Origin of the sequence: Nocardioides immobilis (assembly GCF_003515065.1) — a bacterium.
In the GTDB taxonomy this organism is placed as follows: Bacteria; Actinomycetota; Actinomycetes; order Propionibacteriales; family Nocardioidaceae; genus Nocardioides; species Nocardioides immobilis.
In genome coordinates, this window is the sequence record NZ_QXGH01000035.1 from 72,346 (window position 1) to 88,409 (window position 16,064).

Consider the following 16,064-nt stretch of genomic DNA (forward strand, 5'->3'; position numbering starts at 1 on the left):
TGTTCCAGCTGGGCGTATGGCGCCCATCCGAGCAATCGAAAGGTTCCGCCGACGTGACCGCTGTTGACCTGCCTCCCGACTTCGACTTCACCAGGCCCGAGCTGATCGAGGGCGGAGGCATCCCCCACGAGCAGTTCAGGGCCGTTCGCCAGACTCAGCCGGTGCGCTGGGTCGAGCAGCCGCAGGGGTCGCGCGACGGCATGGATCCAGGTGCGGGGACCGGCTACTGGGCCGTGACCAAGCACGCCGACGTGTCGGCGGTCTCGAAGGACTCGAAGCGGTTCTCGAACATGGAGAACGGCGCGATCATCCGCTTCGCGGAGGGCATGGAGCGCGAGCAGGTCGAGCTGCAGCGGGTCATGCTGATCAACCAGGACGACCCCGAGCACGTGTTCTTCCGTCGCATCATCAGCCGCGGCTTCACCCCTCGTGCGATCGGTGGCCTCGACGACGCGATGATGCAGCGCGCCGTGGACATCGTCCAGGAGGCAAAGGTCAGGGGCACGGGCAACTTCGTCGACGACGTGGCCGCCGAGCTTCCGCTGCAGGTGATCGCCGACTTCATCGGCGTACCGCAGGAGGATCGCCACAAGCTCTTCCACTGGTCCAACCAGATGATGTCGTACGACGACCCCGAGGTCGACGGTGAGCCGGACGTCGCAGCGGCCGAGATCCTCGGCTACGCGATGGGCCTGGCGGCGGAGCGGAAGGAGAGCCCGCGCGACGACATCATCACCAAGCTCATCAGCGCCGACAAGGACGGCCGCGGGCTCAGCGACGACGAGTTCGGCTACTTCGTGATCATGCTGGCGGTGGCCGGCAACGAGACCACCCGCAACGCCATCACCCACGGGATGAACGCGTTCCTCGACAACCCCGACCAGTGGGAGCTCTTCAAGCGTGAGCGCCCCGAGACGGCGGTCGACGAGATCATCCGCTGGGCGACGCCGGTGCTCTGCTTCCAGCGCACCGCGATGGAGGACGCCGAGGTCGGCGGACAGGCAGTGAAGAAGGGCGAGCGGGTCGGGATCTTCTACTCCAGCGGCAACTTCGACGAGGACGTCTTCGAGGACCCGTTCTCGTTCAACATCATGCGCGATCCCAACCCCCACCTGTCCTTCGGTGGGCACGGTGCCCACTACTGCATCGGGGCCAACCTCGCCCGCAAGGAGGTCAACTTCATGTTCAACGCGTTGGCCGACCACGTGCCGGACATCACCAAGCTCGCCGAGCCGCGTCGCCTGCGGCACGGCTGGATCCACGGCATCAAGGACCTCCAGGTCGCCTACAAGTAGCGGGATCCCGTGACCGCCGCCCAGCCCTGGACGTTCGACTTCACCGACCCCGACGTCAACTGGTCGGCGGTCCCGCACGATCGGTTCCGCGAGCTCCGCCGTACCTCTCCGGTGGCCTGGGTCGAGCAGCAGCCCGGGTCGTACGACGGTTTCGCGCCGGCGTCGGGCTCGGGCTACTGGGCGCTGACCCGCCATGCCGAGGTCGCGGCGGTGTCGAAGGACAGCAAGAACTTCTCCTCCGCTGAGAACGGCGCGATCATCCGCTTCCCCGCCGGCATGACGCGGGACATGATCGAGATGCAGCGGGTGATGATCCTCAACCAGGATCCGCCGGAGCACACCGCGATGCGCCACATCGTGTCGCGCGCGTTCACGCCGCGCTCCATCACACAGCTGGAGCAGATCATGACGGAACGGGCGCAGCGGATCGTGTCCGACGCCGTCGAGCGTGAGGCCGGCGACTTCGTGGAGGAGGTGGCCGCCGAGCTGCCCCTGCAGGCGATCGCCGACCTCCTCGGCGTACCGCAGGAGGACCGCAAGAAGCTCTTCCACTGGTCCAACCAGATGCTGGCGAACGAGGACCCGGACTACGCCCAGGTCGACGGCCAGGACGCCGCGGCCGAGGTGCTGATGTACGCGATGGGGATGGCCGCCGAGCGGAAGGCCGCGCCGCGCGACGACATCGTCACCCGGCTGCTGGAGGCCGATCTGAACGACCCGTCGGGGGCGGGGAGAGGACTGAACGACGACGAGTTCGGCTACTTCGTGATCATCCTCGCCGTGGCGGGCAACGAGACGACGCGCAACGCGATCAGCCACGGCATGAACGCGTTCCTCGACAACCCCGACCAGTGGGACCTCTGGAAGCGTGAGCGCCCGGAGACCATGATCGACGAGGTGGTCCGGTGGGCGACGCCGGTCACGGTGTTCCAGCGGACGGCGCTCGCCGACGTGGAGGTCGGGGGAGTGCCGGTCACGGAGGGCCAGCGGGTCGGCCTGTTCTACGCCTCGGCGAACTTCGACGAGACGGTCTTCGAGGACCCGTTCCGCTTCGACATCACGCGCGACCCCAACCCGCACGTCGCGTTCGGCGGCCACGGCGCGCACTACTGCCTCGGCGCCAACCTCGCCCGCCAGGAGATCCGGCTGATCTTCGACGCCCTCGCCGAGCGGGCGCCGGACATCACCAAGGTCGCCGAGCCAAAGCGGCTCCGGCACGGATGGATCAACGGGATCAAGGAACTGCAAGTTGCCTTCAAGTAGGCCGCTGGTGGCGCTACCGTGCAGCTATGAGCGACACCGACACCGAGAAGTTCCAGGGCTACTCGGAGAACCACTACCAACACACCATGCACACCCTGGCCTGGATCTCGCTCTGGCTGATCGTCGGCATCGGCGTGGCGTTCGGCATTTACGGGTTCGTGGTCGGTCTCGGCTAGACGCACCAGCCTGTCGGGCCGACCATGGAAGGACGATGGTCGTACGGGTCTGCTCGTGCCCGAGCAAGGAGGTGCGTGATGGGTGAGATCGGAACGGAGCGGCGCGAGGTCGAGTTCGAGCCGCTGCCGGCGGAGACCAAGCCCGGGCCCCGCCGTCAGGCGGCTCCCGAGCCCACACGGCCGGCGACACCGGCTCCGGCGACGCCCGAGCCCAGCCGCACCTGAGGCCATGTCCGCCGACGGCGACCGCGACGGCATTCACGACGACGGTCCGGCCTTCGTCGCCGGGGAGCTGCGCGGCTACCGGCAGTTCGACCTCCGCAGGGACGGGCTCTACCCGCGTGTCCACGCCCAGGTCGGGCCCTGGCACCAACCGCTGGAGCGGGCGCGGTGCGTGGTTGTCCCCGAGCACGAGGCTCCGGCGGCGGGGTGCGCCTGCGGCCTCTATGCCTGGTACCTCCCCGGCAGCGCGACCGTGGCGCCCGGCCCCGTCAGCGCCGTCGTGGCGGCGTCAGGGAGGTGCATCCTCGGCGACCGTGGCTTCCGTGCCGCGGCCGCGCGCATCGAGGCAGTGGCCCTGCCCGGGCACGTCCTGTGGAACCCGTGGGCGGCCGTGCGGACGCGGCGGATGCTCGCGACGCGCTACCCGGACACTGCTGTCTACGCCACGGCGAGGCGAATGATCCGGGAGCATCCGCCGCAAGACGTCAGTGGACTCGGGATCACCCCGCCCGTCGATCGGAGCCGGGGCTACCGGACTGCCGCCCTTGCCCTCAGCGCGGCCGTGATCGTGCCGACGTACGCGCTGTTCGTGCTTCCCCGCGATGCGATTGCACCGGCCATGGCTGCCTGGTGGCCGGCATACCTGCTCGCGGTCGTCCTCTGGCAGGCGGGCATCGTCTGGTTGCTCACCCGGCTGCTCGCACTCCAGACCGACCGCCCGAAGCACGCCTGACGCACGCCTTCGGCAGTGACAAGATGGCCAGGTGGCATCGGACTCCCGCATGGTGGCGTTGGGCTTCGGCAAGTTCGCGCGCGCCGACCGCATCTTCGCCTTGGAGCGAATCACCGGGGAGGAGCGCGGTGATGGCCGCCGGACCAGAGTCTGGGTCGACGGAGTCGCCGAACCACTGATCGCCTCCAGGACAGAGATCACGATCCTTCGCGATATGGGCCAGGAGTCCGCCGTCGCTGCACCCGTGCTCGACGAGGCGATGGACCTCGCCGCGCGTCTGGCCGCCGCCGCCGAGGAAGGCCGGGTGGATCTGAGCGACCTCGGTCGTCGAGCGCGACGCCTTCTCGCCACGACCACCTCTTCGTCATGAGGTCCGGGTGACCTCGACGGGGAGCCGCATCGTCGGGTGACGCATTGCGGTCTCACAAACCCCAGAAGGGGCCCGAGAGGCCGACCTGCCGCAAGTAGTCGGCGGCCTCCCTCGGCTCTCGGCGGGTGTAGCCGTGATCCAGTCGCCCCGTGTACCAGTGCCTGGCGAGGCGCCAGAGCGTCGCCAGGTCCATCACGTAGCCGCGCACGTGGTCGCTGCGCTCGAGCCAGTCGTCGACGCAATCGGTCGAGCAGAACACCCGCTGATTGCTGCAGGTGTGCACGACGTCGTCCCACATGTGGTCGACGGGGACCAGGAAGTGGGCAACCTGTGGACCGACCGGCGCGGCGTCGGTGCCGACGTTCCAGGCGTGGGCCTGGCCGCATGCGGGGCAGGTGGTCGCGACCAGCATGGGGCCCTGCTCAGGCAGCAGGTGGGGCAAGGCGAAGGCGTCCCAAGCGCAGCCGCCCCACCACAGCGTGGAGGTGCCCATGACCGAGAATCCGAGCGGGATCGCCGCGAAGGGGTGCGCCATCACGATGCGGTCATCGGGATCGAGCACCACGTGCCGGGCGTGGGCCAACTCTCGGAGCCCTTCGACCACAGCGTCCTGGTTCGTGTCGAAGCGCTCCGCCAGAGCCCCGACCTCGGGGGCCCGGCCGGTCTCAGCGAACGACCTGTAGACGGCAACGCGAAGATCCTCGAGGTCCACGACGCCATTCTGGCCGCTGGCAGGGGACGCGGCAGTCAATCGGCCGCCAAGGCCGTCTGCGCACTGAGATGCTCACCCACCGAGTCGTCAGTGGTCCTCGCCCCAGTTGGCGATGATCACCGCGATCGGTGGGATCACAGCAGCGACGACCGACATGACCACGGCTGCCGTCGTCGACCAGAACCGGACCAGGTTCCAGGCCAGCAGGATCAGCACCAGGCAAATGCCCATCAGGGTGAAGTACCACCGCTGACGCCGGCGCAGCCGCTCGCTCTGCGGCCAGCGCACCCCGCTGGCTGTGACGCGCTGGTGTCGTCTCATCGCCTCCACCATCCCACGGTGGCAGCCGGGAACGCCCCGGGGAAGCCGTCGACCGTTAGGCGCAGTCGGCGCAGAGGTCGGCGGCCGGTGAGGATCGTCGCGACACGTGCTGGACGAGGAAACAGGTTGTGCAGGTGAACTCGTCGGTCTGCTTCGGCATGACCTCGATGGAGAGGGTCTCGTGGGAGAGATCCGCGCCGGGTAGCTCATAGGACTCGGCGAGCTCGGTCTCGTCCTCGTCGATCTTCCCTGAGGTCTTGTCCTGCTCACCCAAGGTGAGGCGGCGGGCCTCTAGGCTCTCTTCCTTCTGTTCGTCGTCGGTCTTGCGGGATGCGTCGTAGTCGGTAGCCATGTGGAGGTCCTCTCGGGGCGAAGCGCGAATGCTAGTCCCAGATGTCGTCGCGGCCTGCAATGCCGACGCGGCTGAGGAACGACCTGCCCTGACGCCGCGGCCGTCGGCGTCCAACCAACAGGCGGTTTGACGCGGGTCTGCATCTCCTGCTGCAGCTTGGGGACGTTGGTATCAGCGTTCGCGCCGCAAGGGCTGCGGGCGGACCGGCTAACGCACCACGCGGTAGTACTTCCAGGGTCCCAGGCTGGTGGCGAAGCCGCGCTTGCCTTCCCACTCTGCACGCACGCGGACTCGGTCGCCGACGAGCGAGGTGCGGAGCCGGGCGGAAGTTGTCAGGCTCTGGTCGAGGTGCCCGCAGTCGGTGTACCAATAGGTCCAGCCGGTGTCTTCTGCTGTGTAGACGCGGAAGCAGAGGAAGTCGCGGGGTTGGCCGTCCAGTGGATCGGCCACGACCCTGGTCCGGTCCGACGCACCGTAGACGGCGTACCGGCCGGACATCCGACGGTAGCCCTTGAGCCAGGTCCGGATCGGCTGCTCCACCCGGGCAAGGCGGCCGACGGTGGCGTCCTCGTTGTCCGCATCGCCGTCGAAGTGGGCCTCCAGTTCGGTGTTGCGGCGCACACGGAGCTGCGCGTGCAGATATCCGTCCTCATCGACGTCCGCGCTGGTGACCAGCCGACGGTCGCCGCCGTACTGCGTCGCGTAGAGGCTCACCCGCCTGTTCGGCGAGTCGGACTGCAGTCGCACCCGGACGTTGGCGACGTCGCCGAGCTCGTACCGCTCCTGGTCGAGGCGGATCCGGAGGCCTGAGGGCAGCCTTTGCTCGAACACTCGCAGCGTGTTGGCCACGACCGCATACAGGTGGCGCGATCCCCATGCGAACGAGCGAGAGAAGTCGAAGGCACCTTCGGTGAGACCCGTCGGGACCTTGAATCTTCGGAACTCGGACCCGTCTGGACGACGCATCACGACGATGTAGGCGTTGTGCGAGCCGGCATAGGAGTAGTGGACGTCCGCGCGCCAGCCGTCGTACCGGAAGGCGACGTTGGCTGCCGTATGTCCGTTCGCCACGGACGACTCCGACATGGTTTCGAGGCTGTCGCTCGACAGGTCGAGGAACCTGGTCTCCGAGGACACGACGATCCGGGTGCCGTCCGGCGAGACCGCTGCGACTGGTCGCTCTCCCCCCGGGGCCACCTCACGTGACGCCCGGATCGACAGGGAAGGGACGCCCGTCGCAGACGCCGTGAGCAGGTCGATCCGCGCGGGCTCTGCTGAGGCCAGGACCAAGGTGTCGGGTAGCGCGGGGGAGGCGGTGATCGTGGGTCGGTGCTCCGGCCAGCCCTCCACGGTGAACGGCCTGAGGTGACCAGACTCGAGGTCGACATGTGCGACGCTGTCCCAGTGCTCGCTGCATCCGACGAGCACCCAGAAGCCGCCTCCCGTTTCGGTGATCTGCGACGGGCATGTCCCGGGGCCGGTGTCGACGGTCCTCGTCGAGAGCGTTGCAGAGTCAACGACGGCTACCGCGTCCTGACCCGGCAACGCCATCAAGACCATGCTGCCGTCGTTACTCATGACCGGCTGCCCGGTACCTGCAATCCCATCGACGGATGCGATCACCTCCCCCCGCGGGCTCGTCACCAGCAGCTCTGCCGCGCCGTCCTGGAACGCGGACACGTAGATCCGGTCGCGCTCGACATCGACAGCGAACCCCCTCACGCCGCCATAAATCGGCCCCGAGTCCGCGTACGTCGAGGAGGGAACCGCCGGCACGGTCACGACGACGAGGGCACCGACCGCGCAGAGAGTCATCCGCAAGCTCACGGCCCACCAACTCCGCGCGGGTCCTCGCGTTACGGAGCCTCGCGCCGCCACCCGATCCTGCGTGTCGACGCGCACTCGCGGAGGTAGGACCCAGCCGCTTCGCGGCGCTGTGACGCGCCGAATCTTGATGGCATCAGTGTAGGAGCGTCGTCGCCAGTCGCGCGATGTCCGCGGGTCCGACCCGGCAACAGCCGCCGATCAGGCGTGCCCCCGCGTCCACCCAGGTGGTAGCGAGCGCGGGGTCGAACGATCCCTGCCCTGCCCAGGAGTGCGACCGGGCGTCCCACGCCTCGCCGCGGTTGGGATAGGCGACACCTGGCTTCCCCGTGACCGAGACCGCCGTCTGGACGGCGGTGAGGACGTCGGCGGGCGCGGAGCAGTTGACCCCGGCGGCGAGGACCGCCGTACTCCCGGCGAGGACCTCGTACGCCGCGCGCAGCGGCTGTCCCGAGCGCGTCTGGTCGCCGCTGACGGAGTAGGAGAACCACGCAGGCACGCCGAGTGCGTCCAGCAGCGGCACCAGGACCTCGGCTTCGTCGAGGTCTGGGATGGTCTCGACCGCCAGTAGGTCCGGAGCCGCCGAGGCGAGGAGCTCGAGCCGCGGCGCATGGAAGTCGCGGAGGGCGGCCGCGGAGACGCCGTACCTGCCGCGGTACTCAGAGCCGTCCGCCAGCGCGGCACCGTAGGGCCCGACCGAGGCTGCGACCAGGAGCTCCCGCCCGGTCGACGCGGCGACCGCTTCCGCCGCCTCCCGGGCACGGTGGACGCTGCTCCGGATCAGTCCGGCCGCGGCCTCATCGGAGAGACCGGCGCGGATCAGGCCGGGCATGCTGGCCTGGTAGCTCGCCGTGGTCGCGACGTCGGCGCCCGCCTCGAAGTACGCGCGGTGCACAGCGACGATCTCAGCGGGGTCATCACGGAGCAGCCGCGCGGTCCACAGGTCGTCGGAGAGATCGTGACCTCGGTCCTCCAGGGCGTTGGACATCCCGCCGTCGAGGATCACCACTCTGCGCTTGAGGACCTCGTCGAACAGCGGCACGGTTCAAGTGTGCAGCCCGTGGTCCGTGGACTGATCGGAGACCGCGCCGAAGACGGCGCAATGACGCAAGCCCAGAGCCGCGGCATCCCTGACGTTCCGGATATCCGCAAGCGTCACCGGCTGATGAACAGCAAGTCGCGCTGGAGGAGTGCCTGGTAGGCGAAGTTGATGGCGACATCCTCGGCCGGCCGCGAGGTCACCACGACGACCGAGCCCTGGACCTCGACGTTCTCGACCGTGAGGTAGTCGCTGAACGGTCGTTGCGACTCCACACTGGTGCCCGACTCGTAGAGCTCGCGCAGCGGGTCGGCGCTGTTCTCGGCGTCAGCTTCGGAGGAGAAGTGGTACGCCGTCGCGACCAGAGGGGCCTGGTCGTCCGCCGACCACGCGATGCCGACGGTGTCGTACGACGCCTCCGGGAGCTCGTCTTCGAGTTGCTCGCGGAGCGCCTGGAGCTCTTCGGCCGAGCCCTGGCTGCCGAGGATCAGTCCGGCCGGGTCGATGCCGGTTTGTACCCCGGAGAGCACAGCGGCGTACACCTCGTGCTCGTCGAGGGCCGTTGCGACGTCGGCGTACCCCTCGTCGTCGGCCAGTGATACATCCCCGTCCAACCAGTCCCGGACGGCGTCGGTGGTGGAGGAAGCCGCGATTCGCCCGTCGTCCTCGGCGAGCCGCGTCGGGGCCCCAACCCGGCTGAAGGCGGTCGGTTCCAGGAGGTTCTGTTCGAGGTCCGCGCCCTCGACGTCCGTGACGACGCCGCCCTCGACCTCAGAGAGGTCCTCGTCCAGCGTGTCGTCGTCGAAGTCGCCGGACACGACCAGGAAGTGCTCGGGTGGCTGGGTGAGAGCCACGAACGACTCGACGTCGACGACCGACCACCCGACTTGGGCGTCCATGTCTGCTGGCGGGCTCTCCCACGGGATCAGAGCACCGGGAAGCGGCACGAAGACCCGGGCCGTTTCGTCCGGATCGGGGGCGGCGGTCAGGTCAGCCACCCACGCGTTTACCTCGTCGCTGTCGGCGTCGGTCGGGCGGTTCAATCCCGCAATCTCGCTGGCCCGAGTGAGGTCGCCGGTGAAGATCAAGGGGGCGTCGCCCTCGATCGACGCCGGCAGCTCGCCGATTGCGTCGAGCACCGAGTAGTGCTCGCGGCTGTCCGCCGGGTCCGCATCGTCACTGCACCCCGCGACGAGGGCGCTCGGGGCCAGCAGGCAGGTGGCGAGCAGGGCAAGAGATGCACGGTGTACGGGCGAGGCGTGCTCTCCGGCCGTCACACTGAACCGCATTCCCATGTGCCCCACCTCTGCCACAACACCGTGGTTCAGACTATCCGTCTCCGCGTTCCAGCGGGGTGCGCAGTGGACTCGCCCTCGATCTCCGTAGGCGACCGCTCATCGGGGGCGCGCGAATCGAGCGCGCCGACAGGGCGGCGAAAGGAGGCAGGGGCTGCCATGGAGACTGTTGCGCTCGGCGTGCTCGGCGAGAAGCTGTTGGCGGAGGCTCGGTCCGCATCAAGCGGCCGGTACGGCGTCACTATCCACGGCGGACATGTTCATTCGTTGCGCCAGACGTTGATCGGGGTTGCCGCCGGCCACGCGCTCGAGGAGCACGAGAACACCGGCGAGGTGACCCTGCACTTGATTCGCGGCCGCGCGCGGGTGATCGCGGGGCCCACACTGCTGAGCTTGCCCTCAGCGATTACGTCGTGATCCCGCTCGAATGGGACTCCTTCGAGGCGCTCGAGGACACCGTGGTTCTACTCACGGCCACCGTTAGGGGCACACCGGACTGACATCCGCGGGGCAGCAGCGGGATTCCTTTACTCCGGTCCGTCAGCCGGGCGAAACCACTCGTCTGGCGCGAACTCTCGACCGAAGTCAACACAGGCCTCGTTCTCGCACCTGCCTTGCGTCTCGAACGAGATCCCGGCGTTGCCGGAGGCGGTGAGGAACGCAGCGTTCTCGCGCGACATGTGTCCGCCGTGGCGCAGCGGCTGTCCACACGTCGGGCAGCACGGATCGGAGCCCGCTTGCGCCTTGCTCATCCCTCCACGGTAGGCGTCGAAGACCCGCGTGACCATGCCCTCGGATCTGCGACTCGTCCGCGGTGGCCGCGGCAGATCAGGACGCTTCCGAGCGCATCCGTAGCGGCATGGGACATCGCCGCTTACCGGCGGTAAGACGCAGGCCTGGGCGTCGGTGTGCCTCCGCCAGGTGCAAGAAGGTTGTCCTATTCCACCGGGTGAACAGGGCAGCGTCTTAACGCCGCCGGCGGCGAGGCGCTGCTGAACGGGGTGGCGCCGCGCGCATGTGGTCGCGCACCGGTGAGAGCAAGTCGGCGAGCGCCTTGGCGTCTGTGCGTGACAGTGGTTGGAAGAGCTGACGGCTGATTACCTCGGTGTGGCCGGGCAGGACCTTGGCGAGCAGCGCCCGCCCAGCATCCGTGATCGTGACCGTGACGGCTCGCTCGTCGTCCGGGGACGGCGTGCGCGTAACCAGATCCGCCTTCTCGAGCAGGCCCGCTTGGTAGGTCAACCCACTGCGGCTGTAGACGACGCCGTCGGCGAGGTCGGTCATCCGTTCACTACCAGTCGACGAGTCGAGCCCAAGGCGCGCCAGAAGCTGGAACTGGACGTAGCTGAGGTCACCCACCTCGCGCAGTTGCTGTTCGACCGCGTGCCTGAGCAGGCCTGCAACCTCCATCAGGGCGAAGTAGGCGCGCAACTGGACGGAGTCCAGGCTCGGCGGGGTGTCCGGCATGTCGCGACTCTATCGCTTGCTTCGGGTTCGAAGCACTTGCTTCACATTCAAAGCACTGCTACGGTTTCACGAGTGCTTCAAATTCGAAGCACATCCGGATCGAGAATGAGGTACCAGAGATGAAGGCAGTTCGGTTCCACGAGTACGGCGACGCGGACGTCCTCCGTTATGAGGATGTGGAGCAGCCGGTCCCGAGCGACGGGCAGGTGCGAGTCCGCGTCGCGGCGACGACATTCAACGGCGTTGACGGCAATATCCGCGCGGGACTCATGCAGGGCCCGATGCCCCTCAACTTGCCGCACACCCCCGGCCTCGACGTGGCCGGAACGATCGACGAACTCGGCGAGGGCGTTAGCGGCCTGCAGGTCGGCGACCCGGTCGTCGGCTTCCTCCCGTTCGTCGACGACGGGGCCTCCGCCGAGTTCGTCCTCGCCTCCGCCGATGCTCTGACGCTGGCGCCGACCAGCATCCCGCTCACCGACGCGGCCGCCCTGCCGCTGGTCGGGCTCACCGCGTGGCAGGCGCTCTTCGACCACGCCGAGCTCCAAGCCGGGCAGCGGATCTTGATCAACGGCGCCGGGGGAGCTGTGGGCGGCTACGCCGTACAGCTGGCCAAGGCAACCGGCGCCTACGTGATCGCCACGGCCAGTCCGCGGAGCAGCGCCGAAGTGAAAGCGAACGGCGCGGACGAGGTCATCGACCACACTGTCGCCGAGGTGGCCGGCACAGTCACCAAGCCTGTCGACGTCCTGCTCAACCTCGCCCCGATCGACCCGGTCGAGTTCACCGCCCTGGCCGGCCTCGTCGGCGATGGAGGCGTCGTGGTCAGCACCACTGTGTGGATGCCCGCCCCCAGTGACGACGACCGCGACGTGCGGGGTGTCGACCTGTACGTCAACAGCGACGCCAAGCAGCTGTCCGAGCTCGTCACACGCGTCGACCGCGGCGAGCTCACCGTCGGCGTGGCACAACGAGTCCCGCTCCGCGAACTACCCGCCGTCCACGCCGCGGCAGCCTCCGGCACCCTCCACGGAAAGATCGTCGTCGTCCCCGACGCCGACTGAGACCCGCTCCCTACCGCTCGGGTCGGCGGTCAGCACGTCTGACCACGCCACTGGGGTTCACACGGAGCTCCATGACGAATAGATCCCAGCACCTTCCTGGCGCCCTCCCGCACTCGGTACGGGCGCGGCTTACGCGGCGCTATGACGCACCGATACTCCGGCATTGGTCGGTCGACCCACGGCGGTGTGTCTGTCGTCGACCGACGTCGGCAACGGCAACGGCACGCGAGCTTTCACAGTTGTGCTGTGAAGTCCTTAACGGGCCCTGACTATGCCCAGCAGCCTTGGCGCACTTGCCGGGAACTCTGCGGGGTCCTCAATGGCCGACATCAATACCCCGCCGGCTTCTCGCGGCTAGACCTACCCGGGTGGGTGCGATTTCCCTCGGAACCTGCCGGCGATCCCTGGCCATCGCTCAGCGTGCGGCAGTACCGTCGATGTACCCCGACGAGGAGGTGCCTGGTGGCAACTGCGGATGATGCGGCAACCACGAAAGGCCAGTCGATGACCTGGGCGGCGCTCGCATTAGCAGCCGGTGCCGTTCTTGCAATGGTCGTGTTGGCGGCCATGGATCATGATGGTCCGGCCTGGCTGATCCAGCCGCTTCTGGGCCTCGCTGCGGCGGTGACCGCGTGGCTGGCCGGCGGCACTTCGCCGCGCAGGAACCTACTCGCCTTCGCTGCCTTGATTGTCGGCGTGGTGATGGTCCTCATCTTCCTAGCCTGGCTGGTTGCCCAGGCGTAGATACTGCTGGCAACTGCCGGACACGGATGAGCTGCTCGTCGCTTGACGCGAAACTCCTGACGCCGATCCTGAAGATGTGGAGAGCGAGCTCATCGCTCACCTCGTGGCGGCCCGGGGTACTCGTCCTTCGCCAATCGGAAAGCCGGTCGGGCCATTCGGCCGCGGTAGCCCGCTGGCGGCGACGTGACGCGCCTTCGCGACGGCGATCAGACGATGCGCAGCAAGGACCCGATCAAGAGGGCAACCCCCGACACGGCGCTGACCACGTAGATGATCTCGATGCCACGCTCTCGCCTGCCTCGTCGCGTCATCCCGACGGTGCGCCAGACCCGAGCGGAGAACCGCTCGGAGCGTCGGAGCGACGCATACTCAACGGCTGCGACCACGACAGTCGCTGCGACCCAGCCCCAGGCTCCCCAGAAGAGAAGGGCGGCGACGACGGGGGCGGCCAGAAGAAGGTAGGCGACGATCACTTCCGCAGCGTAGCCATGCCGGGTGGGCGTCTAGGACCGCCTTGTCATGGCGAACTCGGTGCCCGCGATGACGTTGGAGGCCGAACAGGATCACGGGCGACGGAAGGACCGAGGCGGCGGTCGGTTTCGACCTAGCCCGCCGGCGACCGGTTCGAGGCGAGGCGCGGGTTCGGGAGCACGGCCGGTGACTGGCGATGCCGGAGGACCTCGACCGGGGTGCCCGGTGCGGATCGTGCTTACCCGGATCCGCTATCGAGGCGCCGGGCAGGCGTCCGGGCGTCCCGTCGTCCTCCGGTGCCGGCACCCTTGGTCAGGTCGCGACGGAGTCGAGGTTCTGCGTCGACGGCTCCATGGCTGCGTGGGGTGGCTTAGGTCCGGGCAGTGCCAGGCGGAGGACTCGCTTCCAGACGCTTGCGGTCTGGCGCAGCAGTGGTCCGGTGGTGTACGGAAGCCCGAACCGCTCGCAGAGGGCGCGGACCCGGGGGGCGATCTCGGCGTACCGGTTGCTCGGCAGGTCCGGGAACAGGTGGTGCTCGATCTGGTGGCTCAGGTTGCCGCACATGATGTGGAAGAGCGGGCCGCCGTCGATGTTGGCCGAGCCCAGGAGTTGGCGCAGGTACCACTGGCCGTGGGTCTCGGCCTCGAGCTGCTCCTCGGCGAAGACCTCGGCGCCGGCCGGGAAGTGGCCGCAGAAGATGATCGTGTGCGCCCACAGGTTGCGGGTCACATTCGCGGTCAGGTTGCCCAGCAGCACGGGCACGAAGGCTGGGCCGGCGAGCAGCGGGAACACCAGGTAGTCCTTGGTCACCTGGCGGCGCGCCTTGTGCGCGACACCCCGCAGCTGCGTCAGGGCCTCGGCCCAGCTCTTCTCCCCTCGCCAGACGCGCTCGAGCTCGACGTCATAGATCGCGATGCCCCATTCGAAGAGCGCCGCCAGCACCAGGTTGTAGATCGGTTGCGCGAGGTACACCGGGTGCCAGGGCTGCTCGGGGCTGATCCGCAGCGCGCTGTAGCCGATGTCACGGTCCTTGCCGAGCACGTTGGTGTAGGTGTGGTGCACGAAGTTGTGGGAGTGCTTCCACGCCGCGGCGGGGCTGGCGAAGTCCCATTCCCAGGTGCTGGAGTGGATCTTGGGGTCGCGCATCCAGTCCCACTGACCGTGCAGCACGTTGTGGCCGATCTCCATGTTCTCCAGGATCTTGGCGGTGGCCAGCATCGCGGTGCCGGCCAGCCAGGCCGGCGGCAGGATCGAGGCGAACAACAGGACCCGGCCACCCAGCTCCAGGTCACGCTGGACGGCGATCACCCGGCGGATGTACCGCGCGTCGGCCTCGCCGCGGCTGGCGATCACCTCGTCGCGGATCCGGTCCAGCTCCCGGGCGAACTCGTCGATGTCGGCCTCGGTCAGATGCGCGGTCGTCGTCATGCGGGTCATCCCCTTTGGCGGGCCCGTCGGTCCCCGCCTGGCGTAGTAGCGCATGTCATTTTCCATGTTCTCGACCTCGTTGGTCCATGTCGACTGTCCACGTCGACGATGGCCCTGCCGGATGGCGATGGACGGAGCAGTCGTCCGCCGAACCCGGTCTCGCGAACCCGGTCTCGGCATCAACAACCTCCTCCTACGTAACCGTAGGCAAGGGACGCTTGGGTGTCACCGACGTGAAGATTGCCCTGCCTTCCTTGCGGACGTGACGCGCCAGCGCCGTGCACCCAAGTGGACCGAGCGGAAGAGGTCGGGGTTTGCCGGGTGATTTCGCCGGGTCGTTCGGCAGGACCGAGTCTCCGGGGCTACGGGTCGTGGTGACCGGGACCCGTCGCGAGAAGGATCGAACGCCCGCGAGCTGCTACACGCCATCGGTGGCTTCAGGGCCTGCCGGGACGTGGGAGAGGGTGTTCCTCGGCGCTAGGCTCGAGGTCGAGCAACGAGGGCGTTTTGCGATGGCAACCAGTAATGGCGGGATGGCCGAACAGGCGGCGGCGATAGCGCGACGCTGGAGGCGTTTGCTCGCGGCGGGTTGATCGCTTACGGCGTCATTCACATCTTGGTCGGCTGGCTGGCCCTGCAGCTCGCGTGGGGCACATCGTCCAGCAAGAGCGCCGACCCTTCCGGGGCATTGAGGACCTTGGCTGATCAGCCGTTGGGCAGGATCCTGCTCTGGCTGGTTGCGGTCGGCCTGGTGGCGCTCGCGCTGTGGCAGGGCAGTGAAGCCATCTGGGGCTATCGCAACCGGGAGGGCGCCAAGCGGGTCCGCATGCGGGCCACCAGTTGGGCCAGGGCCATCATCTACGTTGCGCTCGGGGTCGGCGCAGCGTCGGTCGCGCTCGGCTCGGGGTCATCGAGCCCACGGTCCCAGCAGCAAGCCACCTCAGGTGTGCTGGCATGGCCCGCTGGGCACGCGATGTCACATACGGGGACCTTGCCCTCATCGGCGCAGCGCTGTTGACGACGGTGACTTCGGTAGGTCTCCACGGCTGGTCATCGCCAGGTAGCACACTTGACTACACAACGGGCCTCAGGGAACCACACGAGTTGGTGGTCCGCGACTTCATTGCCTGGACTGCATCTCGCAAGTCGATGGCTGACGGCTGTCAATGGCCATGTTGCGGTCCCCGCTGGTGGCCAACTGAAAGTCCCCACCCTCCGCTGAGGTTCAGTGGGTGTTGAGTCGGGTTCCTCCCTTCGCTCGGGCCTGTTTCATGCGGTAGGAGTCGCC

General features: G+C 68.1%; 19 protein-coding genes. 10 read left to right on the forward strand and 9 right to left on the reverse strand.

The annotated features are described in order from the left end of the window. Window positions 1-53 precede the first annotated feature (53 nt). From D0Z08_RS26055 to D0Z08_RS26070, 6 genes are all read left to right on the forward strand, one after another. The gene (locus D0Z08_RS26055; protein ID WP_118928207.1) at window positions 54-1,295 is read left to right on the forward strand and encodes a cytochrome P450; all 1,242 of its coding nucleotides are present in this window, start codon (window positions 54-56) and stop codon (window positions 1,293-1,295) included. Between the two features lie 9 nt (window positions 1,296-1,304). Next, complete coding sequence (locus D0Z08_RS26060; RefSeq protein ID WP_118928208.1) at window positions 1,305-2,558, forward strand: cytochrome P450; 1,254 nt, start codon at window positions 1,305-1,307, stop codon at window positions 2,556-2,558. A gap of 26 nt (window positions 2,559-2,584) precedes the next feature. Then, a complete protein-coding gene (locus D0Z08_RS32375; protein ID WP_182481498.1) occupies window positions 2,585-2,734 on the forward strand; it encodes a hypothetical protein in 150 nt (49 codons plus the stop codon). A 78-nt stretch (window positions 2,735-2,812) separates the two neighbouring features. Then, window positions 2,813-2,959 carry a hypothetical protein gene (locus D0Z08_RS32380; RefSeq protein ID WP_182481499.1) on the forward strand — a complete coding sequence of 49 codons (147 nt, stop codon included), beginning with the start codon at window positions 2,813-2,815 and terminating at the stop codon, window positions 2,957-2,959. A 4-nt stretch (window positions 2,960-2,963) separates the two neighbouring features. Continuing rightward, on the forward strand, window positions 2,964-3,689 hold the full coding sequence (locus tag D0Z08_RS26065; protein WP_118928209.1) for a hypothetical protein: 726 nt from the start codon (window positions 2,964-2,966) through the stop codon (window positions 3,687-3,689). A gap of 31 nt (window positions 3,690-3,720) precedes the next feature. After that, on the forward strand, window positions 3,721-4,059 hold the full coding sequence (locus D0Z08_RS26070) for a hypothetical protein (protein WP_118928210.1): 339 nt from the start codon (window positions 3,721-3,723) through the stop codon (window positions 4,057-4,059). Between the two features lie 52 nt (window positions 4,060-4,111). On the opposite strand, the gene merB is transcribed toward D0Z08_RS26070, so the two are convergent. The 6 genes from merB to D0Z08_RS26100 form a co-directional block, all read right to left on the reverse strand. Continuing rightward, window positions 4,112-4,771 (reverse strand): organomercurial lyase, encoded by a 660-nt coding sequence (gene merB, locus D0Z08_RS26075; protein ID WP_118928211.1) that lies wholly within the window; start codon window positions 4,769-4,771, stop codon window positions 4,112-4,114. An 87-nt stretch (window positions 4,772-4,858) separates the two neighbouring features. Beyond that, window positions 4,859-5,092 carry a DUF3099 domain-containing protein gene (locus D0Z08_RS26080; RefSeq protein WP_118928231.1) on the reverse strand — a complete coding sequence of 78 codons (234 nt, stop codon included), beginning with the start codon at window positions 5,090-5,092 and terminating at the stop codon, window positions 4,859-4,861. A 55-nt stretch (window positions 5,093-5,147) separates the two neighbouring features. Further along, window positions 5,148-5,444 (reverse strand): DUF4193 domain-containing protein, encoded by a 297-nt coding sequence (locus D0Z08_RS26085; RefSeq protein WP_118928212.1) that lies wholly within the window; start codon window positions 5,442-5,444, stop codon window positions 5,148-5,150. Between the two features lie 207 nt (window positions 5,445-5,651). Beyond that, window positions 5,652-7,271: a YncE family protein gene (locus tag D0Z08_RS26090; protein ID WP_147381544.1), complete on the reverse strand. Its 1,620-nt coding sequence runs from the start codon at window positions 7,269-7,271 to the stop codon at window positions 5,652-5,654. 133 nt (window positions 7,272-7,404) lie between these two features. Continuing rightward, entirely contained in the window at window positions 7,405-8,310 is a 906-nt protein-coding gene (gene mmuM / locus D0Z08_RS26095; RefSeq protein ID WP_245994510.1) for a homocysteine S-methyltransferase, read from the reverse strand. A 113-nt stretch (window positions 8,311-8,423) separates the two neighbouring features. Continuing rightward, window positions 8,424-9,602, reverse strand: a complete 1,179-nt coding sequence (locus D0Z08_RS26100) for a hypothetical protein (RefSeq protein WP_147381545.1) — start codon at window positions 9,600-9,602, stop codon at window positions 8,424-8,426. Window positions 9,603-9,761: 159 nt separating this feature from the next. Here D0Z08_RS26100 and D0Z08_RS26105 point away from each other — a divergent pair, with 159 nt between their 5' ends. Continuing rightward, on the forward strand, window positions 9,762-10,019 hold the full coding sequence (locus tag D0Z08_RS26105; protein ID WP_118928215.1) for a cupin domain-containing protein: 258 nt from the start codon (window positions 9,762-9,764) through the stop codon (window positions 10,017-10,019). A 549-nt stretch (window positions 10,020-10,568) separates the two neighbouring features. Here the strand turns inward: D0Z08_RS26105 and D0Z08_RS26115 are convergent. Beyond that, window positions 10,569-11,069, reverse strand: coding sequence for a MarR family winged helix-turn-helix transcriptional regulator (locus D0Z08_RS26115; RefSeq protein WP_118928217.1), 501 nt, complete (start codon window positions 11,067-11,069; stop codon window positions 10,569-10,571). Window positions 11,070-11,188: 119 nt separating this feature from the next. Between D0Z08_RS26115 and D0Z08_RS26120 the strand changes: the two genes are divergently transcribed. Continuing rightward, entirely contained in the window at window positions 11,189-12,133 is a 945-nt protein-coding gene (locus D0Z08_RS26120) for an NADP-dependent oxidoreductase (RefSeq protein ID WP_118928218.1), read from the forward strand. A 462-nt stretch (window positions 12,134-12,595) separates the two neighbouring features. Beyond that, the gene (locus tag D0Z08_RS26125; RefSeq protein ID WP_147381546.1) at window positions 12,596-12,877 is read left to right on the forward strand and encodes a hypothetical protein; all 282 of its coding nucleotides are present in this window, start codon (window positions 12,596-12,598) and stop codon (window positions 12,875-12,877) included. Window positions 12,878-13,083: 206 nt separating this feature from the next. On the opposite strand, the gene D0Z08_RS26130 is transcribed toward D0Z08_RS26125, so the two are convergent. Both D0Z08_RS26130 and D0Z08_RS26135 read right to left on the reverse strand, forming a co-directional pair. After that, the gene (locus D0Z08_RS26130) at window positions 13,084-13,350 is read right to left on the reverse strand and encodes a hypothetical protein (protein WP_118928220.1); all 267 of its coding nucleotides are present in this window, start codon (window positions 13,348-13,350) and stop codon (window positions 13,084-13,086) included. 310 nt (window positions 13,351-13,660) lie between these two features. Continuing rightward, window positions 13,661-14,776 (reverse strand): fatty acid desaturase family protein, encoded by a 1,116-nt coding sequence (locus D0Z08_RS26135; protein ID WP_118928221.1) that lies wholly within the window; start codon window positions 14,774-14,776, stop codon window positions 13,661-13,663. Window positions 14,777-15,365: 589 nt separating this feature from the next. Between D0Z08_RS26135 and D0Z08_RS26140 the strand changes: the two genes are divergently transcribed. Further along, window positions 15,366-15,794 carry a DUF1206 domain-containing protein gene (locus tag D0Z08_RS26140; protein WP_118928222.1) on the forward strand — a complete coding sequence of 143 codons (429 nt, stop codon included), beginning with the start codon at window positions 15,366-15,368 and terminating at the stop codon, window positions 15,792-15,794. Window positions 15,795-16,064 lie beyond the last annotated feature (270 nt).